Annotated in this window: 22 protein-coding genes and 12 pseudogenes; 20 read left to right on the top strand and 14 right to left on the bottom strand. The window is 65.5% G+C overall.

All coding sequences use genetic code 11. The features are described 5' to 3' along the window. Positions 1 to 20: 20 nt before the first annotated feature. From K0H76_RS09145 to K0H76_RS09090, 12 genes and pseudogenes are all read left to right on the top strand, one after another. A pseudogene (locus K0H76_RS09145) lies at positions 21 to 332 on the top strand (phospho-sugar mutase); the annotation flags it as partial. Continuing rightward, the gene (locus K0H76_RS09140) at positions 221 to 781 is read left to right on the top strand and encodes a hypothetical protein (RefSeq protein ID WP_258935213.1); all 561 of its coding nucleotides are present in this window, start codon (positions 221 to 223) and stop codon (positions 779 to 781) included. The pseudogene K0H76_RS09145 and the gene K0H76_RS09140, both read left to right, overlap by 112 nt. Continuing rightward, entirely contained in the window at positions 778 to 909 is a 132-nt protein-coding gene (locus K0H76_RS09135; RefSeq protein WP_258935212.1) for a hypothetical protein, read from the top strand. The genes K0H76_RS09140 and K0H76_RS09135 overlap by 4 nt, the downstream gene beginning before the upstream one ends. Before the next feature lie 3 nt (positions 910 to 912). After that, a pseudogene (gene deoC / locus K0H76_RS09130) lies at positions 913 to 1613 on the top strand (deoxyribose-phosphate aldolase). 10 nt (positions 1614 to 1623) lie between these two features. Then, positions 1624 to 1866, top strand: coding sequence for a hypothetical protein (locus tag K0H76_RS09125; RefSeq protein WP_258935211.1), 243 nt, complete (start codon positions 1624 to 1626; stop codon positions 1864 to 1866). A 130-nt stretch (positions 1867 to 1996) separates the two neighbouring features. Beyond that, positions 1997 to 2716 (top strand): acyltransferase family protein, encoded by a 720-nt coding sequence (locus K0H76_RS09120; RefSeq protein ID WP_258935210.1) that lies wholly within the window; start codon positions 1997 to 1999, stop codon positions 2714 to 2716. Then, entirely contained in the window at positions 2716 to 2952 is a 237-nt protein-coding gene (locus tag K0H76_RS09115; protein ID WP_258935209.1) for a hypothetical protein, read from the top strand. Before K0H76_RS09120 ends, K0H76_RS09115 begins: the two co-directional genes overlap by 1 nt. Positions 2953 to 3121: 169 nt before the next feature. Beyond that, a pseudogene (gene mfd / locus K0H76_RS09110) lies at positions 3122 to 6704 on the top strand (transcription-repair coupling factor); the annotation flags it as partial. Positions 6705 to 7206: 502 nt separating this feature from the next. Then, positions 7207 to 8091 (top strand): annotated as a pseudogene (locus K0H76_RS09105) (ATP-binding cassette domain-containing protein); the annotation flags it as partial. Between the two features lie 46 nt (positions 8092 to 8137). Further along, positions 8138 to 8260: a hypothetical protein gene (locus K0H76_RS09100; protein WP_258935534.1), complete on the top strand. Its 123-nt coding sequence runs from the start codon at positions 8138 to 8140 to the stop codon at positions 8258 to 8260. Further along, positions 8247 to 8929, top strand: a pseudogene (locus tag K0H76_RS09095) (ABC transporter permease). The gene K0H76_RS09100 and the pseudogene K0H76_RS09095 overlap by 14 nt, the downstream one beginning before the upstream one ends. A gap of 82 nt (positions 8930 to 9011) precedes the next feature. Then, positions 9012 to 9861: pseudogene (locus K0H76_RS09090) on the top strand (MetQ/NlpA family ABC transporter substrate-binding protein). Between the two features lie 94 nt (positions 9862 to 9955). Here the strand turns inward: K0H76_RS09090 and K0H76_RS09085 are convergent. Both K0H76_RS09085 and K0H76_RS09080 read right to left on the bottom strand, forming a co-directional pair. Continuing rightward, on the bottom strand, positions 9956 to 10666 hold the full coding sequence (locus tag K0H76_RS09085; protein WP_258935208.1) for a hypothetical protein: 711 nt from the start codon (positions 10664 to 10666) through the stop codon (positions 9956 to 9958). Next, a complete protein-coding gene (locus K0H76_RS09080; RefSeq protein WP_258935207.1) occupies positions 10663 to 11178 on the bottom strand; it encodes a hypothetical protein in 516 nt (171 codons plus the stop codon). Before K0H76_RS09080 ends, K0H76_RS09085 begins: the two co-directional genes overlap by 4 nt. A gap of 79 nt (positions 11179 to 11257) precedes the next feature. Between K0H76_RS09080 and K0H76_RS09075 the strand changes: the two genes are divergently transcribed. After that, positions 11258 to 11431: a hypothetical protein gene (locus tag K0H76_RS09075; protein WP_258935206.1), complete on the top strand. Its 174-nt coding sequence runs from the start codon at positions 11258 to 11260 to the stop codon at positions 11429 to 11431. A gap of 49 nt (positions 11432 to 11480) precedes the next feature. Further along, positions 11481 to 11762 carry a DUF2505 domain-containing protein gene (locus K0H76_RS09070; protein WP_258935205.1) on the top strand — a complete coding sequence of 94 codons (282 nt, stop codon included), beginning with the start codon at positions 11481 to 11483 and terminating at the stop codon, positions 11760 to 11762. Between the two features lie 62 nt (positions 11763 to 11824). Here the strand turns inward: K0H76_RS09070 and pth are convergent. The 5 genes and pseudogenes from pth to K0H76_RS09045 all read right to left on the bottom strand — a co-directional run bounded on the left by pth (position 11825) and on the right by K0H76_RS09045 (position 15419). Next, a pseudogene (pth, locus tag K0H76_RS09065) lies at positions 11825 to 12398 on the bottom strand (aminoacyl-tRNA hydrolase). A 20-nt stretch (positions 12399 to 12418) separates the two neighbouring features. Next, the gene (locus tag K0H76_RS09060; RefSeq protein WP_258935204.1) at positions 12419 to 13060 is read right to left on the bottom strand and encodes a 50S ribosomal protein L25/general stress protein Ctc; all 642 of its coding nucleotides are present in this window, start codon (positions 13058 to 13060) and stop codon (positions 12419 to 12421) included. A gap of 127 nt (positions 13061 to 13187) precedes the next feature. Then, a pseudogene (gene purU / locus K0H76_RS09055) lies at positions 13188 to 14065 on the bottom strand (formyltetrahydrofolate deformylase). Positions 14066 to 14135: 70 nt separating this feature from the next. Beyond that, a complete protein-coding gene (locus tag K0H76_RS09050; RefSeq protein ID WP_258935203.1) occupies positions 14136 to 14993 on the bottom strand; it encodes a methylenetetrahydrofolate reductase in 858 nt (285 codons plus the stop codon). A 213-nt stretch (positions 14994 to 15206) separates the two neighbouring features. After that, positions 15207 to 15419 carry a hypothetical protein gene (locus tag K0H76_RS09045; protein WP_258935202.1) on the bottom strand — a complete coding sequence of 71 codons (213 nt, stop codon included), beginning with the start codon at positions 15417 to 15419 and terminating at the stop codon, positions 15207 to 15209. A 14-nt stretch (positions 15420 to 15433) separates the two neighbouring features. Here K0H76_RS09045 and K0H76_RS09040 point away from each other — a divergent pair, with 14 nt between their 5' ends. Next, positions 15434 to 15796, top strand: coding sequence for a hypothetical protein (locus K0H76_RS09040; RefSeq protein ID WP_258935201.1), 363 nt, complete (start codon positions 15434 to 15436; stop codon positions 15794 to 15796). A gap of 264 nt (positions 15797 to 16060) precedes the next feature. Continuing rightward, entirely contained in the window at positions 16061 to 17266 is a 1206-nt protein-coding gene (locus tag K0H76_RS09035) for an ABC transporter substrate-binding protein (RefSeq protein WP_258935200.1), read from the top strand. Here K0H76_RS09035 and K0H76_RS09030 read toward each other — a convergent pair. From K0H76_RS09030 to K0H76_RS09015, 4 genes and pseudogenes are all read right to left on the bottom strand, one after another. Next, positions 17147 to 18550, bottom strand: a pseudogene (locus tag K0H76_RS09030) (aminomethyl transferase family protein). The gene K0H76_RS09035 and the pseudogene K0H76_RS09030 sit on opposite strands and share 120 nt — an antisense overlap. A gap of 25 nt (positions 18551 to 18575) precedes the next feature. Continuing rightward, a complete protein-coding gene (locus tag K0H76_RS09025; RefSeq protein WP_146338989.1) occupies positions 18576 to 19421 on the bottom strand; it encodes an ABC transporter ATP-binding protein in 846 nt (281 codons plus the stop codon). After that, positions 19411 to 20198 (bottom strand): annotated as a pseudogene (locus K0H76_RS09020) (ABC transporter permease subunit). The gene K0H76_RS09025 and the pseudogene K0H76_RS09020 overlap by 11 nt, the downstream one beginning before the upstream one ends. Next, entirely contained in the window at positions 20195 to 21010 is an 816-nt protein-coding gene (locus K0H76_RS09015; RefSeq protein ID WP_258935199.1) for an ABC transporter permease, read from the bottom strand. The pseudogene K0H76_RS09020 and the gene K0H76_RS09015 overlap by 4 nt, the downstream one beginning before the upstream one ends. Positions 21011 to 21141: 131 nt before the next feature. On the opposite strand from K0H76_RS09015, the gene K0H76_RS09010 reads away from it, so the two are divergent. The 4 genes from K0H76_RS09010 to K0H76_RS08995 are packed head-to-tail and all read left to right on the top strand — an operon-like array spanning position 21142 to position 22367. Beyond that, positions 21142 to 21420 (top strand): hypothetical protein, encoded by a 279-nt coding sequence (locus tag K0H76_RS09010; protein WP_258935198.1) that lies wholly within the window; start codon positions 21142 to 21144, stop codon positions 21418 to 21420. Between the two features lie 46 nt (positions 21421 to 21466). Then, entirely contained in the window at positions 21467 to 21823 is a 357-nt protein-coding gene (locus tag K0H76_RS09005) for a hypothetical protein (RefSeq protein WP_258935197.1), read from the top strand. Next, positions 21820 to 22026, top strand: a complete 207-nt coding sequence (locus K0H76_RS09000) for a hypothetical protein (RefSeq protein WP_258935196.1) — start codon at positions 21820 to 21822, stop codon at positions 22024 to 22026. Before K0H76_RS09005 ends, K0H76_RS09000 begins: the two co-directional genes overlap by 4 nt. Before the next feature lie 2 nt (positions 22027 to 22028). Continuing rightward, positions 22029 to 22367 carry a hypothetical protein gene (locus K0H76_RS08995; RefSeq protein ID WP_258935195.1) on the top strand — a complete coding sequence of 113 codons (339 nt, stop codon included), beginning with the start codon at positions 22029 to 22031 and terminating at the stop codon, positions 22365 to 22367. Here K0H76_RS08995 and K0H76_RS08990 read toward each other — a convergent pair. The 3 genes and pseudogenes from K0H76_RS08990 to K0H76_RS08980 form a co-directional block, all read right to left on the bottom strand. Next, a pseudogene (locus K0H76_RS08990) lies at positions 22357 to 23008 on the bottom strand (3-oxoacid CoA-transferase subunit B). The gene K0H76_RS08995 and the pseudogene K0H76_RS08990 overlap by 11 nt on opposite strands. Then, a complete protein-coding gene (locus K0H76_RS08985; protein ID WP_258935194.1) occupies positions 23005 to 23712 on the bottom strand; it encodes a 3-oxoacid CoA-transferase subunit A in 708 nt (235 codons plus the stop codon). The pseudogene K0H76_RS08990 and the gene K0H76_RS08985 overlap by 4 nt, the downstream one beginning before the upstream one ends. Before the next feature lie 3 nt (positions 23713 to 23715). Continuing rightward, positions 23716 to 24921, bottom strand: a pseudogene (locus K0H76_RS08980) (thiolase family protein). Positions 24922 to 24942: the final 21 nt, after the last annotated feature.

The following is a 24942-nucleotide window of genomic DNA, read 5'->3' as shown; positions in this document are numbered from 1 at the left end:
CGACCTTCCCGAATCCGGAGGAGGCAGGCGCCCTCGATCTGGCACTGGAGGCCGCCGCCCGTCACGATGCGGACCTCGTGCTGGCCAACGACCCCGACGCAGACCGTCTCTCAGCGGCCGTCTACGACGGATACGCAGAGGCCTGGCGCCAGCTCTCAGGCGATGAGATGGGCGCTCTGCTCGGTAAGCACATCCTGGACCGGGGCCCCCTGCGCAAAGGGTGGCAGAGCCATGCTGCGGACAGCACCCCCGCCATCGGCAACTCCTCGTCTCCTCCCGCCAGCTCGGAGCTCTGGCCGCCAGACGCGGCTGCACCCACGAAGAGACCCTGACCGGCTTCAAATGGCTCGGCCGAGTCCCGAATCTCATCTTCGGCTACGAAGAGGCGATCGGCTTCGACGTGGATCCGGTCCATGTCCGAGACAAGGACGGAGTGTCAGCGGCCCTCATCTTCTCCGAACTCGTGGCGGACCTGAAGGCACGAGGCACCACGGCCGTGGATGCGCTGGATGAGATCGCCGCCGAGGCGGGGCTGTATCTGACAGGCCAGGTCACCATCAGGGTCGAGGATCTGAGCCAGCTCGGCAGCATCACCGCAGGCCTGCGACGCGAAGCGCCCTCCGAACTCGCCGGATCACCGGTGACGCACACTCTCGACCTGTCCAGGGAGCCGCTCCCGGGAGTGGAGTTCAGCGAGCACAAGGCCTCAGATGTGCTGATCTACTACACCCAGGCCGACGATCGCGTCATCGTCAGACCCTCCGGCACGGGCCCAAGGTGAAGTGCTACCTGGAGACTGTCGCTGAGGCGTCCTCCGATGCGCCCGAGGCCGTGTCGACCGCCCGCACCGCAGCCGCCGAACGCCTCGAGGCGCTGCGACATGCCATGACCGAACTGCTGGGAGCCTGAACCATGACAGATGCAGCACTCTCTCCTGCCGCCGTGGGCGCGCTGATCGACCACACTCTGCTCAAGGCCGACGCCGCGGAGGAGGCGATCCGGCGCACCGCTCGGGAGGCAGCCGAGCACGGCTTCGCCGCCGTATGCATCAACCCGCGCTGGGTCCGCCTCGTGACGGAGGAGCTGAGGGGAAGCGGCGTCAGAACCTGCACCGTGGTGGGCTTCCCGCTCGGGGCCACCACCACAGCCGCGAAGGTCGCGGAGACGGACGAGGCAGTCTTCAACGGGGCCTCCGAGATCGATATGGTCGTGGACATCGCCGACGCCAACGCCGGGCTTCATACCGAAGTGCAGGCCCAGATCGACGCGGTCGCACGCGCGGCCCACGACGGCGGAGCGATTCTCAAGGTCATCCTCGAAACGGCGCTGCTCTCCGAGGAGGCCAAGCGGCTGGTCTGCCGAGCAGCTGAGGCAGTAAGCGCAGACTTCGTGAAGACCTCCACGGGATTCGTAAGCGGCGGCGCCACCGTCGAGGACCTCGCCCTGATGCACGAAGAGGTGGGGGACGCCTCGGCATCAAGGCCTCCGGAGGAATACGCACCTACTCTGATGCGGTGCGGGCGCTCGACGCGGGCGCCACCAGGCTCGGCGCCAGTGCTTCCCTTGATATCGTAGGTGCCCAGACGCACGACTCTGCCGAGAACGCCTACTGAAGGAGAGCACATGATCAGCAACGGCCAGGTTCAGGCCTATTCAGGCCAAGGACGGTTTCTCGGCAATTTCGCCGCGTTCCTCTTCGTGTTCATCATGCTGCTCGGCTCCGCCGTCGCGCTGAACTTCTGGGACCTCGACTACGTGTGGATCCCCGGCCTTCTGTTCCTGGGACTGTACAGCCGGCGCATTCTTCGTAGGGAAGGAGATCGTCGGCCGGTCGGACTCCCTCGAGCACCAGGATCTCCACGGTGAGCATGGCGAGCCGCTGGACGCCATGGCCTCACGGGCTGCCGAATCCTCTGCTCCCATCGGCGAGCGCAAGCCCTCTTCTCAGCACTGAGCGGCACTTCGGCCCCGCGCACCAAAGACTCATAGCCAGACGATGACCCGCAGCATTGGAATCGACATGCTGCGGGTCATCTCTGTCATGGCCGTCGTGCTGGGGCACGCGTGGGCGTTCATGCCGGGTGAGGAGTATCTCCAGATATGGCGGATGCCGCTCTTCTTCTTCCTCACCGGGTATTTCCTCTCCTCCTATCGGACGTTCCGCCAGGAGGCGGCGGTGCGGTGGCGCACGCTCGGGGTTCCCTACGCCACCTGGTTCGTGATCCTCTCGGCCCTGGTGCTCGTTCATGAGCTGAGCCCGAAGCCGTTCGACGCCGAGAGCGCGGGCTCGCTGATCGCAGGCGCCGCCTACGGAGGCGGACTGACGCATTCGCCCTACTTGGCGTTCTGGTTCATCTCGGTGCTCTTCTTCGCGGTGCTCCTGGTGCGCGTCCTGCTGCGCCTGCCCTGGTGGACTCATCTGCTGGCCGCTGCGGGCGGGCTGGCTCTGGCTGAGGCCCCGGATTCACTGATGTCCTACACGCCCCTGGGCATCGGCCTGGCCCCGGCGTGCGCGGCCTACATCCTCGCGGGCTACTGGGTCCGCCGCCTCCTGACGGTTCCGCTCATTCAGCCCTGGGCCGCCTCTCCCGGCGCCGGGGCCTTGGGCCTGGTGCTGATCGCAGGCGGAATGGTCGGTGTGAACTCCGGGCTCAGGACCATGAACATGAAGTGGTCGGGGTTCGGCGACTTTCTCATCTCCCCCTGCTGGCGGTGATGATCTGCTTGGGCCTGGTGCTGATCTTCTCCACATGGGCCGACCGCGGCCTAAGCCTCCTTCCCGGAGCTCGCCCCGTCATTTCGGGACTCGTCGCCACAGGGACGCTCGTCGTCTTTCTGCACCCTTACATCCTGTTTCTGATGAGCGGCATCGTGGAGTTTCCCCGGCCCGAGTCTTGGTGGCACTGGCGGTCTGCTGGCCGTTGGGCCTTCTGGTCAACCGCACGCGGCTGAGCCGCTGGCTCACCGGCTTCGGAGCCAAAGGCGGCGCTGCGCGCCGACAGGATGCCGCTGCGACCCTGCGGCGGTTCCGCCGACAGGCGGACCGAGCTGACACTGCGCGCCAAGCGGTATCCTGGCCTGCGGCTGAATACATCCACTCAAGCGAGGCTCTCTCACCCCTATGGCTCTCACCGGTCTGCGCACGGCTCTGTCCTCGGACTCGTCCTACTCACGGGTGGCATCTGCTGCTCGGCATCCCGCAGGCGAACGGCCCGAGGAGCTGCAGATCGCAGCGAGCTCGGGCCTGCGCCCGGCTCTGATCGCTGAGGCTGCGGCGAGCCTGCGACAGGCCCACAGCGACGGTGTCGTACTGGCCGTGACGGCCACCGACCGAGAGGCGGAGGAGCTGGTCGCCTCTCTGGCCGCGTTCGCCCCGAGGCGGAGGTCGCACACTTTCCTTCCTGGGAGACCCTCCCCACGAGCGTCTCTCGCCCCGCTCGGACACCGTGGGACGCCGACTCGGTGTGCTTCGCAGATTGGCGCACCCTGAGGAGGGCGGGAAGCTCGATGTGGTCATCGCGCCCGTACGAGCGATGATCCAGCCCATCGTTGCGGGGTTGGGAGACTTGGCACCCGTAACGCTTGAGACCGGGATGACGTGCTCCTTCGAGGACGCGGTGGCCCGCCTCGCCGCCGCTGCGTATTCGCGGGTGGACATGGTCACCCGGCGGGGCGAGTTCGCGGTGCGCGGGGAATACTCGACATCTTTCCGCCCAATGAGGCGCACCCGGTGCGCGTGGAGTTCTTCGGCGATGAGGTGGAGCAGATGCGATCGTTCTCCATCGCCGACCAGCGCTCCCTGGAGGGGATCCGCCGCAGCGGGTGGAGGCCGTTCCCTGCCGCGAGCTGCTGATCACCGATGAGGTCGCGGTCCGCGCCAAGTCGCTGCTGCCCCAGATGCCTCACGCTGTCGACATGCTCCAGAGAATCTCCGAAGGCATCGCCGTGGAGGGGATGGAGTCTCTGACTCCCGTTCTGGCCCACAGGATGGTTCCGCTGGTGGCCGAGCTGCCGGAGGGCTCACTGACACTCGTCATCGAGCCTGAGAAGGTGCGCACCCGAGCCCATGACCTCGCTGCCACCAACGAGGAGTTCCTGGCTGCCGCCTGGCAGGCTTCGGCCGATGGGGCTGCGTCCCCGCTGGCTGTGACCGACGAGGAGGAGAGCGCATTGGCGGTAGCGCCTTCGCCAGCCTCAGCGAGACCCGGGCGCAGGCCCTCGACCATGGGCGGGGCTGGTGGAGCATCACCTCATTGGGCCTGGACGCGGAGCTCGAGCAGGACGCGGACATGCTGTCCATCGCTTCCAGGAGCCCATCGGCTACCGGGGCTCGGTCGAGCAGGTCATGGAGTTTCTCGCCGGGCGGGCGCGGGACTCCTGGGCCGTCGTGGTCACCACAGCCGGTTCCGGCTCCGCGGCCCGCGTGGCTGAGCTCCTGGAGGAGCACCATGTGCCCCACGAGCGCGTCGAATCTCTCGGGGAGGCGCCGGCGGCAGGGCGGGTCACCGTCACCACCGCGAACGTGGCTGAGGGCTTCGCCCTCGACAGTCTTCAGCTCGCACTTCTCACAGAGTCCGAGATGCTGGGCCGCTCCATCCGGCAGGAGGGCCGCCGCGACGGCAGGGCCCGGACGCGCAAGCGCAAGAATGCCGTTGACCCCCTGGCTCTGGCCAAGGGCGACTATGTCGTCCACGAGCAGCACGGCATCGGACAGTTCGTGGAGCTGGTTCAGCGGCCGGTGGGCTCCCCGCAGGCCGTCAGGGCCAGGACCGCCGGGATGCGCGAGTATATGGTGCTCGAGTACGCCTCGTCCAAGCGCGGCTCGCCCCAGGACCGCCTGATGGTGCCCACCGACCAGCTCGACCAGGTCTCGCAGTACGTGGGCGGCGACCAGCCGAGCCTGTCAAGATGGGAGGCTCGGACTGGGCCTCCACCAAGCGCAGGGCGAAGAAGGCGGTCAAGGAGATCGCAGCGGAGCTGATCAGGCTCTATGCGGCTCGCATGGCATCGCGCGGACACGCGTACAGCCCCGACACCCCTGGCAGAGCGAGCTCGAAGACGCCTTCCCCTACGTGGAGACGCCCGACCAGCTCTCTGCGATGGAAGAGGTCAAGCGCGACATGGAGTCGGACGTCCCGATGGACCGTCTGATATCCGGCGACGTGGGGTTCGGCAAGACCGAACTGGCCATCCGGGCAGCCTTCAAAGCCGTCCAGGACGGCAAGCAGGTCGCCGTGCTCGTCCCCACGACGCTGCTGGTCTCGCAGCACTACGAGACGTTCAAGGAGCGCTACGCCGGATTCCCGGTCACAGTGCGCGCTCTCTCGCGGTTCCAGAGCACCAAGGAATCCCGTGACGTCATGGCCGGGCTGAAGGACGGCAGCATCGACATCGTCATCGGAACCCACCGGCTGCTCGGCGGCGAGGTTCAGTTCAAGGATCTCGGCATGATCGTCATCGACGAGGAGCAGCGCTTCGGGGTGGAGCACAAAGAGCAGCTGAAGAAGCTGCGCACCAGCGTCGATGTGCTAGCGATGACCGCCACACCCATTCCTCGTACCCTCGAGATGTCACTGGTAGGCATCCGGGAGACCTCCGAGCTGAACACCCCGCCCGAGGAGCGGCACCCTGTCCTGACCTACGTGGGCGCATACTCGGACAAGCAGGTCTCCGCGGCCGTGCGTCGAGAGCTGATGCGCGAGGGTCAGGTCTTCTATGTGCACAACCGGGTCTCCGATATTGATCGGGTGGCCGCGAGAGTCCGTGAGCTCGTCCCTGAGGCGCGAGTCGAGGTGGCCCACGGCCAGATGGGCGAAGCGCGCCTGGAGCAGATCGTCAACGACTTCTGGGAGCGCCGCTTCGACGTGCTGGTCTCCACCACGATCATCGAAACCGGGCTGGACATCTCCAATGCCAACACGCTGATCGTGGACAAGGCCTCCTCGTTCGGACTCTCCCAGCTGCACCAGCTGCGCGGACGGGTCGGCCGTTCCCGGGAGCGGGCCTACGCCTACTTCCTCTATCCCGCGGAGAAGCCGCTGGGCGAGGACGCCCTGGAGCGGCTGAAGGCTGTTGCCGCGCACAATGAGCTCGGCGCCGGATTCCAGCTGGCCAAGAAGGACCTGCAGCTGCGCGGTGCGGGAAACCTCTTGGGCGGCCAGCAGTCCGGACACATCGAGGGCGTCGGATTCGACCTCTACCTGCGAATGGTGGGCGAAGCCGTGGCCGACTACCGCGGCGAGGAGGACGCCCACCCCGCTGAGGTCAAGATCGAGCTTCCCATCAACGCCCACCTCCCAAACGGCTTCGTGCCCTCGGAGCCGCTGCGGCTGGAGGGCTACCGGCGGCTCGCAGCCGCCGATTCCGACGAGAAGGTCGACGCCGTGGTCCAGGAGTGGCAGGACCGCTACGGACCGCTGCCCGAGCCTGCCCAGAACCTGGTGGAGGTTGCTCGGTTCCGCAACAGGGCGCGGGACGCAGGAATCACCGACGTGGGCGTGCAGGGCAAGTTCATCCGGTTCTCCCCGGTTGAGGAGCTTCCGGAATCGCGCCAGCTGCGGATGGAGCGTATGCACCGCGGAGCTCAGCACAAGGCATCGATGAAGCACCTGCTGATCCCGAAGCCGTCCACCGCTGCCATAGGCGGCGGCGAGGTGGTGGACGCGGACCTCCTCGAGTGGCTCCACCAGGTCTATGACGCGCTGCTGAAGCCCGCACAGGCCCCGCCTCGGTCAGCTGAGCACGGACAGTGCGATGATCCCGACAAGGATCATCACCACAGCGACCACGAGCAGGGCGGGAAGCCATATGGCCGCCGCCCGAACCTGGTTCGACGAACCCTGGGAACGCTCCACCAGAGAGCCGAAGGCCTTCAGCAGCCCGTAGACCGTGAGAGTGCCCAGGGAGGCGGCCACCGTGAACCACCACATGAGCGCGAGCATGGCTGCTGCCTCCTTCGGTCTGCCGTTTCGCCTGGTCTCTCCACGGTACAGGTGACGAAATGTGAATGTGACGTTTCGTCATCCTCACTGCGCCCGGTAAGCTGTCGGAGCTTCGCGAGTGCGGCAGAAGGAGACGAACTCTCCTCAAACCCGGCATAGGCCGCACACCAACCCCATGTTCACGGGTGGTTCCGGGACTGAAGCGGCCTGTTCTCCGAAGAACGACGACTGGGATGGGCAAGAGCATCAGAGGAGACGCCTCACATTGATCACCCTGGCTGACGTCAGCAAGGTCTACCCCGGCAGGGTCACAGCACTGGACGAGGTGTCCCTGCGCATCGGGGCAGGAGAGATCCACGGGATCGTCGGCCGCTCCGGCGCGGGAAAGTCGACACTGATCCGGTGCCTCACGGGCCTCGAACGCATCACCCGCGGCTCCATCAGCATCGACTCCACAGACATCGGCGGCGCGCGCGGGCGCCGCCTGCGTCAGGCACGCCGAAGCATCGGCATGGTCTTCCAGCACGTCAATCTGCTGGACTCCCGCACTGCTGAGCAGAACATCGCCCACCCCTTGGAGGTGGCCGGGATGCCGCGCGCCCAGCGCAGGCGCCGCACGGCGGAGCTGCTCGAGCTGGTCGGGCTCTCCGATCGTGCTTAAGCAACTATCCCGCGCAGCTCTCCGGGGGCAGAAGCAGCGGGTCGGGATCGCGCGCGCCCTGGCAGCCGAACCTCGCGTCCTCATATGCGACGAGCCCACCTCCGCGCTGGACTCCTCGACCACCCGCCAGATCCTTCAGCTCATCCGTGAGCTGCGGGATCGGCTGGGAATCACCGTCGTCATCATCACCCATGAGATGTCGGTGGTCCGTGAGATCTGCGACGGGGTCTCCCTGCTGGAGGACGGCAGGATCGTGCGCAGCGGCCAGCTCCTCGACGTCATCTCGGATGCCAGCTCCCCGCTGTCCAAAGAGCTGATCTCACTTCCGCCCACCGCGGGCATCAGCCCCGGGAGCAGCTCGTCGAGGTGCGCGTGGCCGAGACTGAGCAGATCCGCAGCCTCGGCGACCTGTTCGGCCTCCTGACCGAGCACGGCCTGCCCACGCGGATCGAGGCCGGAACCATCGAGACCATCAGCGGCCGTCAGGTGGTAGCTTCACCTGCGCCCCGGGAGCACGGAGCTGGCGCAGCGTGCTGTGGAGGTCCTCAGCGGCGCCGGACTGCACGCCGAGCTCACGACTGCCGAGCTGCTGGCCGCGGACGCCGCTGCGCGCGAGGACCACGACGCTGACCAGGAGGCCACCGATGCTCGCCGCTGATGAGGCCCGCTGGCTGGACAACCCGGTCTTTCAGAACCAGCTCGGGGACGCCATCCTTGAGACGCTCTACATGACGGGGACCACGGTTCTTGTCACCGTCCTGGTGGGGCTCCCGCTGGGCCTGCTGCTGCACAACTCCGGCCCCAAGGGTCTGCGGCCAATGGCGCTGCTCTACCGCGTGCTGTCATTGGTCGTCGACTTCGGCCGGTCGGTGCCGTTCATCGTGCTGATGGTCTGGATGATTCCCGTGACGCGGATGATTGTGGGCACCGCCGTGGGATGGGAGGCGGCCGTCGTGCCGCTGACCGTCGGAGCCATTCCCTTCTTCGCGCGCATGGTGGAGAACGCTCTGCGCGAGGTCTCCTGGGGCAAGGTCGAAGCCGTGCGCATGATGGGTGCCTCCGATCTGCGGGTTGCGATCCAGGTGCTTCTGCGCGAAGCCCTGCCCGGGATCATCGGGGGCTGACGATCACCTCCGTGACGCTGATCAGCTTCACCGCCATGGCCGGAGCCGTGGGCGGCGGCGGCCTCGGGCAGCTGGCCATCAACTACGGCTATCAGCGCTATCAGGGCGACGTCATGCTCGTGTGCGTGCTGCTGCTGGTGCTCATCGTCACCGCAGTGCAGTACAGCGGCAACTACGCCGCACGCCGCCTAGACCGCCGCTGAGCGCGCCCCAGGGCTGCTCCCGCCCACCCATGAACCTGCAGCGCACTGAGCTGTGCGCTGCCCACCACCGAAAGGAACCCCTATGAAGCACACCCCGCTCAACCTCTCAGTCGCCGCAGCCGCTGCTGCAGCACTGATGCTCTCCGCCTGCGGCGACGAGGGCGAGACCGGCGAGCCCGCCGGCGAGGAGGCCGAGGACGGCACCGTCGAGCTGACAGTCAGGGCCTCTCCTGTGCCCCATGCCGACATCCTGCAGTTCATCGACGATGAGCTTGCCGAGGAGGCCAGCCTGAGCATTGAGGTTCAGGAGTTCGACGACTACAACCTCCCCAATGAGGCGTTGGACAACGGCGACCTGGACGCCAACTACTTCCAGCACGAGCCCTGGTTCGACGCAGAGGTCGAGGAGAACGGCTACGACATCGTTCACTTCGACGGCGTGCACATCGAGCCGTTCGCGCTGTACTCCAGCCAGCACGATGACACGGCCGATCTGCCCGAAGGCGCAACGATTGCACTGAACAACGACCCCTCGAATCAGGCCCGCGGGCTTGTGCTCCTGGCCGAGGCGGGTCTCATCGAGATCGATGAGGATGTTGACGCCCAGGCTCTGACGCTCAACGACATCACGGAGAACCCCAGCAGCTTCGAGTTCATCGAAGCTGATGCGGCTGCTCTCACCCGCACCTTGGACGACGTGGATGCAGCGGTGATCAACGGCAACAACGCGCTCGAGGCGGACCTCTCCCCACCGAGGACGGATTGCTGGTCGAGGACGGCGACGATAACCCCACGCGAACTTCCTGGCGGTGCGCACCGAGCACGAGGACGATGAGAGCGTCCAGGCTCTCCAGGACCTGCTCACCTCCGATGAGGTCCGTGACTACATCGAGGAGAACTGGACCGACGGCGAGGTGCTGCCTACCTTCTGATCGCTCGCCTGACGCGTGAGAGGACCGACGTGTGGGGCCGCCCGGGGAGTTCCCGGGCGGCCCCACACGTATTCGGTGCAGTCGACGGTGCTCGTCAGGGCTGCTTCTCGCGCACGGAGTCGGCGTCCGAGGAGAGGATCACGGGTTTGGGCGAGGTGTAGAAATCCTCAAACTCCTCAAACGCCTCAGGCTCGTCGTACTTCTCCCTGTGGCTGGACCCCATCTCATAGGCAGCCAGCGAGAGCACCCAGAGAGCTGTGATGGGCAGCACGAACCACAGCATCGTAGCGCTGAAGGGCTCGAGCGCGGCGTGCTGGGCTGCAGACAGGACGAGGTACACGACGTAGGCCACGTACATCATGAACAGAAGCAGGCCTTCCCATCGCCGGATGGCGCCTGAGGTGAAAGCCAGCGGAACGAGCACCAGCGCCACCGCGAGCATCACGGGTATGTCGAAGTTGATCGCTGCGGGATCCACCTGCACCCCCGCAGGGGAAGCGAGGGCGGTCAGGCCGAGCACGGCGCCGATGTTGAAGATGTTCGAGCCGACCAGGTTGCCGACCGCCATGTCCCGTTCGCCCCGGATTGCGGCGATGACGCTTGTGGCCAGCTCCGGAAGAGAGGTGCCGATGGCCACAATGGTCAAACCGATGATCAGGTCTGAGACGCCCAAAGCCGTCGCGATGCCGGTGGCCGCGACCACCAGCATCTGGGCGCCCCCGACGAGCAGCGCGATGCCCACGGCGATCAGAAGGATATCTACGGTCGTGGCGCGCAGCTTGGTGGCGCGCAGCCACGCTGTCACACGTCCGGCGCTTCCCTCGGCCAAGACGTCGTCGACCCCATCTCGTCGGCCGAGGAGCCGCTGCGACGCGCGAAGAAGAGGGTGGCCACCAGGTAGACCAGCAGCCCGGCAAAGAGAATGGCGCCGTCGACGAAGCTGAAGCCGCCGTCAAGAGCGAGAATCAGGGCGAGGACGGAGAAGCCGATCATGACGGGTATATCGGCCTTGATCAGCTGAATCTTCACGAAGAGAGCGCCGAAGACAGCGGTGAGCCCCATGACGAACAGGATGTTGGCAATGTTGCTCCCGACCACATTCCCTACGGCCAGCCCGGGTGAGCCTGCCGCCGCGGAGCTCAGACTCACGGCCAGCTCGGGCGCCGAGGTGGCGAAGGCGACGATCGTGAGCCCGATGATCAGCGACGAGAGGCCGAAGTTCTTGCCGATCGACGCGGCACCGCGGACCAGGGCTTCGCCTCCCGCAACGAGAAGGGCGAAGCCGCCCACGAGGAAGATGAGGTTCAGAAGAGTCACTATGCCGATCCTACGTTGCTATACGAAAGTTGTATACATGAGCCAGAGCGCCGTCGCACCAGCTGGTTAGGATGAGGGCATGGCCATCGAAGCTGAGAAGATCATCCCGCACTCTGCCTCCGAAATCGTCGGCGCGTACGCAAGCCGAGGGTTCCAGGAGCACCTCTCCAAGAAGTTCGGCTCCGAACTGACCTCCTTCGACGTGCAGGGATCCCCGAGTCAGGGTTCACCGTCATCACGCAGCAGGCGATGAGCACCGACAAGCTCCCGGAGATCGCAAAGAAGGTGGTGCGCGGGGCACCGTGAAAGTCACCGTGACCGACACGTGGGGCGCACCGGACGAATCAGGGTCCCGGCGGGCGGACACCACTGTGGAGATCGCGGGTGTGCCGGTCACCGGGAACGCCTCCCAGACCCTCCACGCACGTGGCGATCAGGAGACCAAGTCTGTGGTCCGCGGCGACGTGACCGTGAAGATCCCGCTCATCGGCGGGAAGGTGAAGTCCGCAGCGGAGCCCTACGTGGGCCGGTTTGTGGAGATTCAGGCAAAAGAGGTCGCCAAGTATATCGAATCCCAGCCCTGAGGCCCGCGATCCCGGCTTTCGTCCGCCATGGCGGACAGAGCCGGGCGCCCTCGCGGCCTGACCTAGTGGAAGCTGTTCATGGCCCGGTCGAGGCCCTCGGTGACGATCGCTTCGACCGAGTCTGCCGTGCGGGACACGAACTCGGGAGGTCTCGCCCCTCGTCCGCGCTGAAGGGCTGCAGAACGTAGGCAGCCGTGTCCATCTGGCCCGGGGGCGGCCGACTCCTGCCCGCACTCGGATGTAGTCTCTGTTTCCGCCCAGATGCTGCGTGATGGACTTCAGACCGTTGTGACCGCCCTCGGAGCCGCCGCGCTTGAGCTTCAGGCGGCCGAAGGGCAGGTCGACCTCGTCATGCACGACGACCAGCCGATGCGGATCCACTTTGAAATAGTCCATCAGTCCGCGCAGGGGCTTCCCCGACTCGTTCATGTAGCCCTCGCTGACGGCGAAGACCAGCTTCGGGCCGTCCGGCAGCTGCGCACCTACTGCCTTGGCACCTACTTTGGTGCGGCTGTAGGACGCGCCGAGCCGGTCGAGAAGCTCATCGAGGACCATCTGCCCGACATTGTGCCGGGTACGCTGATAGCGGGCCCCGGGGTTCCCGAGGCCCGCTATCAGCCAGGCTTCTGACGCCATTCAGTCAGGCTGCCGAAGACTCACTCGGAGTCGTCGGCGTCTTCCTCGCCGGCGTCACCCTCAGAGGTTTCGTCACCCTCCTGGGGCTCATCGCCGGTCGTCTCGGTGTCGGACTCAGTGTCCTGCTCCTGCGGCTCGTAGATGGTGACGATGGGAGATTCCATGTCGTCGAGCTGCAGCTCGGAGTAAGCAGGCAGGATGAGGTGCTCGGGCAGAGCGTTCTCGTCGCGGTCGGTGATGTCGATGCTGACGGACTCGGGCAGCGCCGTGGCATCCGCCTCAACAGGCACGGTGACCTGGTCGAGCATGTGCTCGAGGCCCTGTGCGGGCTCACCGATGACCTCGACGGGGACATCGACGACGATCCTCTCGCCCTTTCGCACCGCGAGAAGGTCCATGTGGACGATGAAGGGGCGAAGCGCCTCACGCTGGATGTCCTTCGGAACCACCATCTGGTCCTCACCCTCGATGTCGAGGGTGATCAGAGCGTTGGGGTTGCGGACTGCCAGCATCGTGGCGTGGCCCTCGAGGAGGACGTGGCGCGGCTCGTCGCCGTGGCCGTAGATGACTGCGGGGATCTGGTTCGCGCGGCGGGCTCGGCGGGCGGCGCCCTTGCCGAATTCGGTGCGCACCTCTGCGCGCAGGAGGAGTTTGTCAGCCATGAGAGTCCTTATGCTTAGTCGATGACGGAGCGTCGCAGCTGAGCTGCCCGCTCCTCGCCTCAATGTGTGTACAGCGTGCCGAAGGCACAGCGAATAACTGTACCCGAGACGGGACGCTGCAGCGAGCTCAGAAGACGATGGTGGCGTTGCCGTCGCGCAGGACACGGTCCTGGCAGTGCGCCTCCACCGCTGAGGAGAGCACGCGCCGCTCGACATCGGCTCCGCGCCGCCTCAGGTCATCGGCCGTCTCCCGATGGGTCACGCTGACCACGTCCTGGGAGATGATCGGCCCCTCGTCCAAGTCTTTGGTGACGTAGTGGGCCGTGGCGCCGATCAGCTTCACTCCCGCTCCTTGGCCTTGCGGTACGGTCCCGCGCCGATGAACGCAAGCAGGAACGAGTGGTGGATGTTGATCACCGGGACGCCGACCTCCTCGATGAAGCGCTCACTGAGGATCTGCATGTACCGGGCCAGGACGACGAGATCCACGTTGTCGCGCAGCAGCTCCAGGTGGCGCGCCTCGGCCTCCTCCCTGCGATCCTTGTCCACCGGAATGTAGAAGTAGGGAATCCCGAAGGCTCTGACATCCTCGCTGTGATCCGGGTGATTGGAGATGACCATGGTGATGTTCACGTCGAGGTCCCCGCGGCGCTGACGCCAGAGCAGGTCCAGCAGGCAGTGATCGGTCTTGGAGGCGAACACCGCAACCCTCTTGAGGCGGCGGGCCTCCGTCAGGCGCAGCTGCACATCGAAGCCCTCCAGCTTCTTCTCCAGTGCCTCCCGCAGCTGCGGAGCATGAGCCGAGAGGCTGTCCAGGGTGAAGACGGTGCGCTGGAAGAAGCGTCCGCCGCTGGGGTCCGAGGTGTGCTGGTCGAGACTTGCGATGTTGGCTCCGTGCTCGGCCAGGGTGCCGCTGATCGCTGCGACGAGCCCAGGGCTGTCCGTGCCCTGGACGATGAGGCGGCCGACGTCCTGCAGGGACGGGTCTGAGGCCGCCTGGACCATCGCCAGGGTGCCGAACTCTCACGGGGGACGCTTCTGTCATATCAGGATTCCTTTGACGATGGTGCCGAGATCAGCCGCGGGCCTGTGCGAGCAGCTCCTGCCGCCACGCCTCGGTCCGCTCGAGATCATTGAACGTGTAGATGTGGAGACCGGCGATGCGGGTGTCCGCGGTGTGCAGCTTCTGCACCAGCCCCGCAGAAGCGCCGTCGGCCGGTATCCGGAGGGTGAAGAACTTCCAGAGCATGTTCTGCTGCTTCTTGAGGAAGTTTGCCGAGGGTCCCAGCCCGAGGCTGGCCGAGATGCGCATCAGCTTCTGGCGGCTCACGGGACCGGGCACACCGGCGTAGACGGGAAGATCCACGCCCTCCTGCCGCAGCTGGGTGCCCCACTTGATGTAGGCGTCGGGGTCGAAGCAGATCTGCGTCAGGATCCTGTGGGAGTGCGCGGCCTTTCGGCGCAGGGCTTCGCCGATCACCGCATCGTCGAAGAAGGCGTGTCCCTCGGGTAGCCGCCGATGCCGATGTCGACGAAGTGGTGACCTCTCTCGTCGAGCGCTCGGAGCAGGTCGAGAGCCTCGTGGAACTCCCCGCAGGCTCCTCAGCGTCGCCGCCGATGACGAAGAGGCGATCGATTCCGGCCGCCTCGAGCCGCTCGACGATGGTGTTGAGCTCGTCGGGTCCGGAGACCAGCCTCGCCGGCACGTGGGGTGCCACGGAATAGCCGCTTCCGGCCAGCTGCGCGGAGACGTCCAGCGTGGGCTCGAGGCCTTTGCCCCGGTGGCGGTGACAGTGAGCGGGACCTCTGTGGGTACGTGGGCCCGCACCTTCTCCACCGCCGTCTTGAACGGCATCACTTCGTAGCTGAGATTGTGCGCCAGGGTGTGAAGCGTGCGCCGCTCGTCCTCGTTCGTCGCCAGTGATCGTGCCATCAAACACTCCTTCTACCCTTGAGCGGGACTTGTGTGCCCTGCATCACACAGATGATGCCCTCACTCGTCGCCTCCGTCAGAGTTTCTCCCATTCACCGGGATAACGCGACCATTTGGCCGCATAGTTTGGCGGTGTCTGTGACTCGTATCACACTATGAGGGAGCGTGACCAGCACCCCTCAGCGGAAGGACGAAGAAATGGCGAACTCAGCCTCAGGCGAAGCTGTCCTCGACCGCGTCATGCGCATACTCAGCATCGTGGAGATGGAGCAGCACCTGCCTGCCGGGCAGCTGGCCCGCCAGACCGGGCTCCCCAAGAGCACCGCATACCGTCTGATCGATGATCTGGCGCGCAGGGGGCTCCTCCAGCGGGACGCCCGGGGCGAGGTGACCCTGGGCAGGCGGATCTGGGGCATGGCGCAGCACACCCCCTGGCAGCCATGCTTCGCCAGGCCGCCCTGCCCCAGATGCAGGAGCTCAACAGCCTCGTCGGGCAGACCGTACAGCTCGCCGTCCTCGAGGACGCTCAGGTGCTGATCGTCGAACGCCTGTCTCGCACCGGCGCCGTCACCAACCCCGCGGAAGTGGGCACTCACATGCCAGTCCACCTGACCTCCATGGGGCACGTGCTGCTCGCCTACTCCCCCGAGAGACCGCCGAGTCAGTCATCCGGCAGCAGCAGCACCGCATCGCCTCCGAGCGCCCGCAGCTGCGCTCGGAGCTTGCCGATACACGCAGACGCGGATTCTCACGCATCAACGAGGCCATCCACACCGGCACGATGGGAATCTCCGCACCCGTGATCGATGAGCATGCCAGCGCGGTGGCCGCACTGACGCTGGTGGTCCCGAGCGACGATTCGAAGCTCGGCCTCTACGTGAGCTCGCTGCAGGCAGCGGCGCGGAGCATCTCAAGCACCTGCGGTCCTATCACCTTCCTCCGTCACGACCCGCCGCAGCTGCCGCTGCGTAGATCAGCCCATTGGATGGGACCCGATTTTGCTCCGCGGACGAGATCAGCGAGTGTGATATGACTCACACACGAGTACACCGCACGAGAGGAACCCCATGCTTAGGACCGATTCCACCCGACGGTGGGCACCCGCCCGCCAGACCATGCTGCTCACCGCAGGCATCGCAGCGCTGACCCTCAGCGCCTGCAACGGCGACGGCGACGCCGAGGGCGGCGCTGAGCCCGGCGACGACGGCGAGCTCACTCCCATCGAAGTCGGCGCACTGCCCATCGTCGACACCGCGCCGCTCTATGTCGGCGTGGAAGAGGGCATCTTCGAGGACCACGGCCTGGACGTCACCATCACGCAGGCCCAGGGCGGCGCTGCCCTGCTGCCCGCCGTCACCGGCGGAGACATGGACTTCGGGTTCAGCAACGTCACCTCGCTGGTCATCGCTCACGCCCAGGGACTGGACATCGACATTCTCATAAGCGGCAGCGCAACCACCGGCGATCCGGATGAGGACTTCGCTTCGGTCGTCGTCTCTGAGGACTCCGACATCGAGGAGATCGAAGACCTGGAGGGCGCATCCATCGCGGTGAACACGCTCAGCAACATCTCGGACTCCACGATCAGCGAAGCGGTGGAGCAGGCAGGCGGGAACTCTGACGCCATCGACTTCGTCGAGATGCCGTTCCCGGACATGCCTACCGCGCTGGAGTCCGGCCAGGTGGACGCGGCCGCGTCCGTGGAGCCGTTCCAGACCATCACCAGGAACGACGGTGCACGGTCAGTCTTCTCCAACTATGCCAACCCGATTGAGGACCTCACCGTGGCCGTGTGGTTCACCGCTGGGACATATGCAGAGGAGAACCCTGAGATCACCGAGGCCTTCACAGAGGCGATGGGTGAGGCCCAGACGTTCGCCGATGAGAATCACGATGTGGTCCGCGAGACGCTGCCCACCTACATGGACAGCGATGAGCAGGTGCTCGAGGAGCTGACGCTGGCGCACTACCCGGCAGCAGTCAACGAGGACTCGCTCCAGCAGATCAACGACATCTCTGCGGACAGCGACATCATCCCCGAGCCGATCGACATCGAGGAGCTCTTCAACGAGTACTCGCTGCGCGACTGGTCGTTCGCGCGCACAAAGAAGGAGGAGCCCGATCCGGGCCCCTCCCTTCTTTGTGGCTTCAGCCTAGGACTGGCTGGTCCGCCAGCCTCCTGCGTACTCCTTGCGCGCAACCAACGAGTAGGGCACAGGGCTGACCACAGCCCGCACCTCAATCTGCTCGTGCGGCTCAACGGTGGGCTTTGAGGTTCCTCCGCCGGGCTCGCCCCACAGGACCTTGACCTCAGCACCCTCAGGCACATTGGCATCGACGGTGGCCAGCGAGAGCACCGTCCGGTCATTGGCGGTGTAGCCGGTGAACATCGACACACCCACGGTGGTTCCCTCTGCGTCGAGGACGGCATCGTAGTTGGACGAGCCGTACTGGGCCATGGGGAGGTCGAAGTACTTGTACTGCGGGCCGTCCACATCGACGAGTGAGCCCCAGATCTTCTTCATGTCCTCTGCGTTCCAGGCCAGCGTCACTTTGCGCTTCTGGGTCGCCGGGTCCACCTGCTCGAGCGCCTCACGACCGATGAAGTCGTGGTCGAACCGCACAAAGCCGCCATAGCCCAGCTCCCATGGCGTGAGGTAGTAGTCCTCGATCGAGCCGCCCACAAAGCTGCCCGCGAGCGCGTTGACAGCCTCGTAGCTGTCGGCGCCGAGCCACTCGCGGTAGCCGCGCAGCTCTTCGCCGGTGTAGATGGTAAGCAGCGGTGATGGGATCCATCCGGACTCGATGGTGTTGGAGGAGTAGGTTCGCGAACCCACAGGCAGCATCCCGAACTCGGCGCCTAGCCTCAAGGATCGTGTCGCGGATCTCGAAGTAGTCCTCGTAGGGCCCCCACAGCTCCAGGCCTGGAGCTCCGGCCATTCCGTGCCGGAGGGTGCGGACCTCTTTGCCTCCGATGTTCATGGAGGACATGTTGAAGAACTTCAGCTGCTCGAGGGGCCGCCGTGCAGCTTCTCGATGACCTTCCAGGCGTTCGGGCCCTGGATCTGGAACCTGTAGTACCGGCGCGAGACAGGGCGTCCCATCGGGTGGGAGGGCGAGCGTCGGTCCACCTCGACCTCGACGTTGTAGCCGCCGGTCTCGGCGTGGTATAGGAGCCAGTTCGCTGCGGGGCTGCGCCCGACGTAGACGAACTCCTCCTCGGCCAGGCGGAACATGATGCCGTCGCCGATGACGTGTCCCGAGGGAGTGGTCGGCACGTACTGCTTGGCCTTATTGACCTCGAAGTTGGCCACCGAGTTGATGGCTGTGTCCGAGATGAGCTTCAGCGCGTCAGGCCCCGTGATGAACAGGTTGTCCATGTGGTGGGACTGGTCGAAGAGCACCGCCGCCTCGCGCCAGGCCTTCTGCTCGGTGCGCCAGTTGGAGAACTCAGTGGGGACGACGGGGTAGACGTAGGCCCCGAGCTGTGAGTTTCGGAGCAGGTCGACGGTGCTGTCGGCCCCGTCAAGGACGTCCTGGAGTGAGCGATGTGACATGGTGTGTTTCCCTTTCTCGTGGATTTCAGGCCGATGAGGCGCTGGCGTCGTGCTTAGCCTTCTGGATCTGCTGGTACACGTGGTGGCGGAGCTCCGTGAAGCGCTGCTCCGATCGTGTTTCGAGCTGGGTGCGCTCGCGGGGCAGGTCAATGTCGATGTCGTCCTGCACCACGGTCGGCGAGGAGGAGAGCATCAGGACCCGCTGCCCCAGGTACACGGATTCGTCGATGTCGTGGGTGATGAAGAGGATCGTCAGCCCGTGCTCCATCCAGAGCTTGCGGATCAGATCCTCAAGGTCGGCACGGGTCTGAGCGTCGACAGCCGCGAACGGCTCGTCCATCAGGAGGACTTCGGGCTGATAGGCGATCGCCCGGGCGATCGCCACACGCTGCTGCATGCCCCCGGAGAGCTGCCAGGGGTATGACCGGGGCACGTGGCTGAGCCCCACGGCTTCCAGAGCGTCCTCCACCAGCTTCTTGCGCTCGCTCTTGGGCACACCGGCATTCTTCAGCGGCAGCTCCACATTGGAATCGACCCGAAGCCACGGGAAGAGGGACCGGCCATACTCCTGGAATACGACGGCCATGTTCTTGGGAGGTCCGTGAACCGGCTCGCCGTGGAGGATCACTTCGCCGTCTGTGGGCTCCAGGAGCCCGGCGATGCACTTGAGCAGCGTGGTCTTGCCTGAGCCTGAGGGCCCCACGAGGCAGGCGAGGTCGCCGCGGGCCAGGTCGAAGGTGATGCTGCGGACAGCTTCGATGGGTCCGGCATCGGACCGGTAGGTCTTCTTGAGTCCCCGAATCCTCAGCAGGGTCTGATCGTCGGGGAGGGTCTTGCCCTCGGGGAGCTGGGCGGCGGTGTCAGGCTGCATTTTCTACCTCTTTCAGGCCGTGGTACCAGCGCAGGAGGCGCTGCTCTACAAATCGGAAGATGAAGGACAGGGTCACGCCGATGAGTCCCAGGACTACGATCCCGGACCACATCTCGGAGATCGCGAAGGAGCGCTGGAACTGCACAATGGTGAATCCGAGTCCGGAGGACGTGGCGAACATCTCGGAGATGACCATGAGGATCAGGCCGATCGACAGGCTCTGGCGAACACCGGCCATGATCGTTGGGGCGGCCGCCGGAAGCAGCTGGTACCTGACACGGTTGAAGCCGCTCAGTCCGTAGCTGCGTGATGTTTCGGACTGGACGGGGTCGATGGCCCGGACGCCCTCGATGGTGTTGAGGAGGATCGGCCAGATGCAGCCCGAGACGATCACCGCGACCTGCATGGGGGCGCCGACTCCGATGAGGAGCATCAGGACGGGGATCAGCACCGGCGGGGAAGGGCCCGGAAGAACTCGAACACGGGCTCGGTGAGCTGCCGGATCACGCGGTTGAGACCGATGAGCAGTCCGAGCACCACCCCGAGGATCAGGGCGAGGGCCAGGCCGATGAGGAGTCGCTGGAGGCTGGGAAGGACATCCCGGGTGAGACGCTCGCCGGTGATCCAGGTGTCGACGAACGTCTCAGCGAGCGGAATGGGCTCGGGCACGAAGAAGCTCGGGCTGGTGGTGGCGTACGCCCACCACGCCGCGATCAGCAGCACCGGAAGGGCAAAGAGCGCCAGGACCGGCGAGATATAGCGCTTGAAGATTCTCATGATGCGAGCTCCCCTCGGACGGATGTGTGCCATGACAGGACGCGGCGCTCCACGAGACGTGCACCGAAGTTGATCACGACGCCCAGTGCCCCCGTCGCCAGGATGAGGGCGTACATGTTGGTGATGGCACCTCCCTGCTGCGACAGCGCGATGTCGCTGCCCAGCCCCGGGGTGCCGATCACCAGGCCAGCGGTGATCGCGAGGATCAGTGCGACAGCCGCGGCCAGCCGCAGTCCGGTCATCAGATAGGGAAGCATCGTCGGGATGACGACGTCACGGATGCGCTGCCAGTAGCTGAACCGGTAGGACTGTGCGGTGTTCATCGCCACCGTGTCGATGTCGCCGACCCCGTAGAGGACCTGAATCAGGACCTGCCAGAAGCAGGCGTAGACGATGAGCAGCAGAGCGGAGTCCAGGCCGATGCCGAAGAGCAGCACCGCCAATGGGATCAGTGCCACGGAAGGGATGGGCCGCAGGAACTCGATGGTCGAGTGGGTGTAGCGGCGCAGGAAGCTGCTCATGCCGATCACGAGGCCGAGAATGGTGCTTACTGCCGTGGCGATGAAGAGGCCTATCGCCCAGGCCTGCATCGTCACGCCGACGGAGGCCCAGAAGCCGAGGTCGGCCAGATTGCCCGCCGCTGTCATCAGCACTTCGCTGGCGGGAGGCAGATAGCGGCTGTCAGCGAGGCCTAGTCTGGGAAACAGTTCCCAGATCGCCAGGAAGGCCAGGATCCCGGTGAGGCCCAGAACGGGCGAGCCCCAGGACCGACCAGAGGTCGGCCTTCGCCGGGATGATGTTTCGGGTGCCACGGTGTGTGCCTCCTGTGGGTGCAGCTGACTCGTCCTTGTTCAGCCATCATGTGACACAGGGCACAGTTCTGCTTGGCACGGACTCATTCAGTGGGACTCACAGGGCCGGACGGCAGCCTCTCCACAAGACTGTGGCCTACGCCACATATATGGAGGGGCTGTTGTCAGGGAGCAGAGCATCATCACACCTTGCACTTGCGACTCTCGTCTTCGTGGCCGCGGCAAACCTGCGGCCCGCCATCAGCGCCGTCGGGCCGCTGCTGGAGACCATCGGAGATGAGACGGGCGCAGGGCCCACCGCCCTCGGGGCGCTGGGTGCACTGCCGGTCTTCACCTTCGCCCTCGTCTCCCCTTCGTCCACCTGCTGTCTCGGCGGTGGGGCATGGACCGCACCGTGCTTGCCGCCCTGACCGTGCTGACGCTGGGCACTGTCGCCAGATCCGCGGGGGCGAGGCGGTGCCGCTGTTCCTCGGCACGCTCATCCTCTCTGCGGCCGTGGCGGTCCTCAACGTGGTGCTCCCAGCAGTGGTGCGCAGGGACTTCCCGGATCGGGTGCCGGTGATGACGGGCGCCTACACGGCGGTGATGACCGGTGTGGCCGCACTCGCCTCAAGCACGGCCGTCCCGCTGTCCGGCGCGCTGAACTGGGAACTTGCCCTGGCAGCAGCAGCTGCTCTCTCGCTTCTCGCTGCGCTCCTCTGGGGTGGCGCCAGAGCCGCAGCGGGCCCAGTGAGGCCGTCGACAGCAGCAGCACGGGGCGCGGGGGCTCATCCCGCTCCGTGTGGTCCTCACCCCTGGCCTGGGGAGTCATGATCTTCTTCGGATTCCAGTCAGCGATGTTCTACTTCTTCCTGACGTGGCTTGCCGCCATCCACACGTACCACGGGTTCAGCGCCGTAACGGCGGGACTGGGAGTGGGGATCTATCAGGCGACGGGCATTGCGGCGATGCTGCTGATCTCTCGGATTCTGCAGAGAACCCGCGACCACCGACTGGTGGTGGGGTCACGGGCGTAGGAATGGCTCTCGGCAGCTTAGGGATGGTGCTGCTGCCGGAGCTGATGCTGCTGTGGGCCGTCGTGAGCGGCTTCTTCTCGGCCAGCTCTCTGCTCCTGGCGCTGACGATGATCAGCCTGCGCGCGGCGGGGCCGCAGCAGGTAAACGAGCTCTCAGGCATGGCCCAAGGAGTGGGCTACGTCATCGGCGGCGCAGCCCCTCGCGGCCGGATACCTCTTCCAGGTCAGCGGCACCTGGACAGTGCCTCTGCTGCTGAGCCTGGGGGTCATTGCGGTGTACACCGCGATGGGAATGTGGACCGGACGGGATGTGCGTCTGTTCGGGCAGGGGTCAGTCGGTGAGCAGCTCGAAGTCCAGACGATCCTGGATCTCCTCGGCGCTGAGACCGTAGGCCTGACGCAGCCTGACCCCACCGTCTTCGATGTGGAAGACACCATGATCGGTATAGACCCGACTCACACACCCCAGCCCCGTCGCCGGATACCCCAGCTGCGGAACGATCTTCGCCGTGCCGTCCTTGGCGAAGAGGCTCATCATCACAAACACATCCTTAGCCCCGATCGCCAGATCCATCGCACCGCCCACCGCCGGAATCGCATCCGGGGCACCAGTGGACCAATTGGCCAGATCCCCACCAGCAGAGACCTGGAAAGCACCCAGCACACAGACGTCCAGGTGCCCCCGCGCATCATCGCGAAGGAATCAGCATGATGGAAATAGCTGGTCCCCGGCAGCTCCGTGACCGGGATCTTGCCCGCATTGATCAGATCACCATCGACCTCATCCCCTGAGCCGCCGGGCCCATCCCCAACATCCCATTCTCGGTATGCAGAGTCACCCCCTGCTCCGGAGTCAGATAATCCGACACCGTCGTAGGCTGACCGATCCCCAGATTCACATACGAACCCGCCGGAATATCAGCCGCCACCAACTGCGCCAACTGCTGCCGTGAGAGCTTCTCGTCATATCGTGCGGTGATCATCCTTGGAGTCTTCCTTCCCTGCTCGCAGCCTCACCGGACGCGGTGGGCACCTCCACCACAGTGTCCACATACAGCCCCGGCGTGACCACCGACTCCGGGTCGATGGACCCAGTAAGCAGAACCTGCTCCACCTGAACCACCGTGCGCGCTGCCGCAGCAGCCATCACCGGACCGAAATTCCGGGCCGTCTTGCGATACACCAGATTCCCCACCTCATCAGCTGCCAGCGCTTTGATCAGCGCCACATCACCGCCCAACGGGTACTCCAGCACGTAGTTCCGGCCCTGAATCTCCCGGACCTCCTTGCCCTCGGCCAACGTGGTTCCGTAACCGGTGGGAGTGAAGAAAGCCCCAATGCCCGCACCCGCTGCGCGCAGCCGCTCAGCCAGATTGCCCTGAGGCACAAGCTCCAGCTCAATCCGACCAGCCCGGTAGGCCTCATCGAAATGCCACGAATCCGACTGCCGCGGAAACGAACAGATGATCTTCCCCACCCGGGACTCCTTGACCAGCAGCGCCAACCCCGCATCACCCTGACCGGCATTGTTGCTCACCACCGTCAACTCCTTAGCGCCAGAGTCCAGCAGCGCATCAATCAGCTCATGAGCCTGCCCAGCATTGCCGAACCCACCCAGAAGCACCGTCGCCCCATCACCGACTCCAGCCACAGCCTCAGCAGGGTCAGCCGCAATATTCACCGACATGCCTCACTCCCCTTCCGCGTCGACGTTCTCAAGAACAACAGCCAGGCCCTGCCCCACACCGATGCACAGTGTCGCTACACCCCACCGCTGCCCGTCAGCCTGCATGCGGGCCGCCAACGTCGACAAGCACCGGGTCCCCGAAGCGCCCAGCGGATGCCCGATCGCCACCGCTCCGCCCCACGCATTGACGATCTCAGGGTCGATCCCCCACGCATCGATGCACGCCACAGATTGAGCAGCGAACGCCTCATTCAGCTCCACAGCGTCGACACGGTCCCACGTCAGGTGGCGTGCTCCAACGCCCTGTTCGAGGCCTCGACAGGCGCATAGCCGAAGAACTGGGGCTCGTTGGCAGCCGCGCCCCAGTAAACGATGCGAGCCTGAGGCTTCAGGCCCAGCCTCTCCCCATGCGGCCCGGGACCCGATCCACGCAGCCGACGCCCCATCATTCAGCGGTGACGCATTCCCGGCCGTCACCGTGCCGCCCTCCTTGCGGAACACCGGAGACAGATTCGCCAGCGACTCAGCACTGACGCCCTGCCGCAGGGTCTCGTCCCGGGTCAGATCCGCACCGGGAACCTCCACGGTCAGTCCCTCATACTTTCCAGCATCCCAAGCCTCCAGCGCGAGGCGGTGGGACCGGGCGGCGAACTCGTCCTGACGGATCCGAGAGACCCCGTACTTCTCCCGAAGCTGCTCAGTGGCCTCACCCAACGAGACCGTCCACTCCGCAGGCATCCGCTCATTGATCAGCCGCCACCCGAGCGCGGTGTTCACCAGCTCAAGGTTCTTCATGGGGAACGGACGCTCCGTCTTCGGCAGCACCCACGGCGCTCGAGACATCGACTCCACACCCCGACCAGCACCACATCGGTCTCTTCGAGCCTCACCTGACGGGCAGCCTGAATCGCGGCGTCCATCGAGGAGCCGCACAGCCGGTTCACCGTGCTGGCAGGCACCGAGGTCGAACCCCAGCCAGCAGCCACGCCATTCGCCCCACATTGCGGTTCTCCTCACCCGCACCATTGGCGTTGCCGAAGATCACCTCACCGACCACATCGTGGCGTCCTCACCGGAGACACCCGGAGCACGGGCCAGCAGCTCGCTGATCACCACCTCCGCGAGATCATCCGGACGCACCCCGGACAGCGCCCCGCCCACCTTGCCGAAAGGAGTGCGCACACCATCAAAAACAAACGCGTCAGTCATATGTGGAACCGTAATTCGTGG

The organism is Nesterenkonia pannonica, assembly GCF_019575955.1.
Lineage (GTDB): Bacteria > Actinomycetota > Actinomycetes > Actinomycetales > Micrococcaceae > Nesterenkonia > Nesterenkonia pannonica.
Note: the sequence above shows the minus strand (reverse complement) of the source record. Positions and strands in the feature narration are given on the sequence as shown.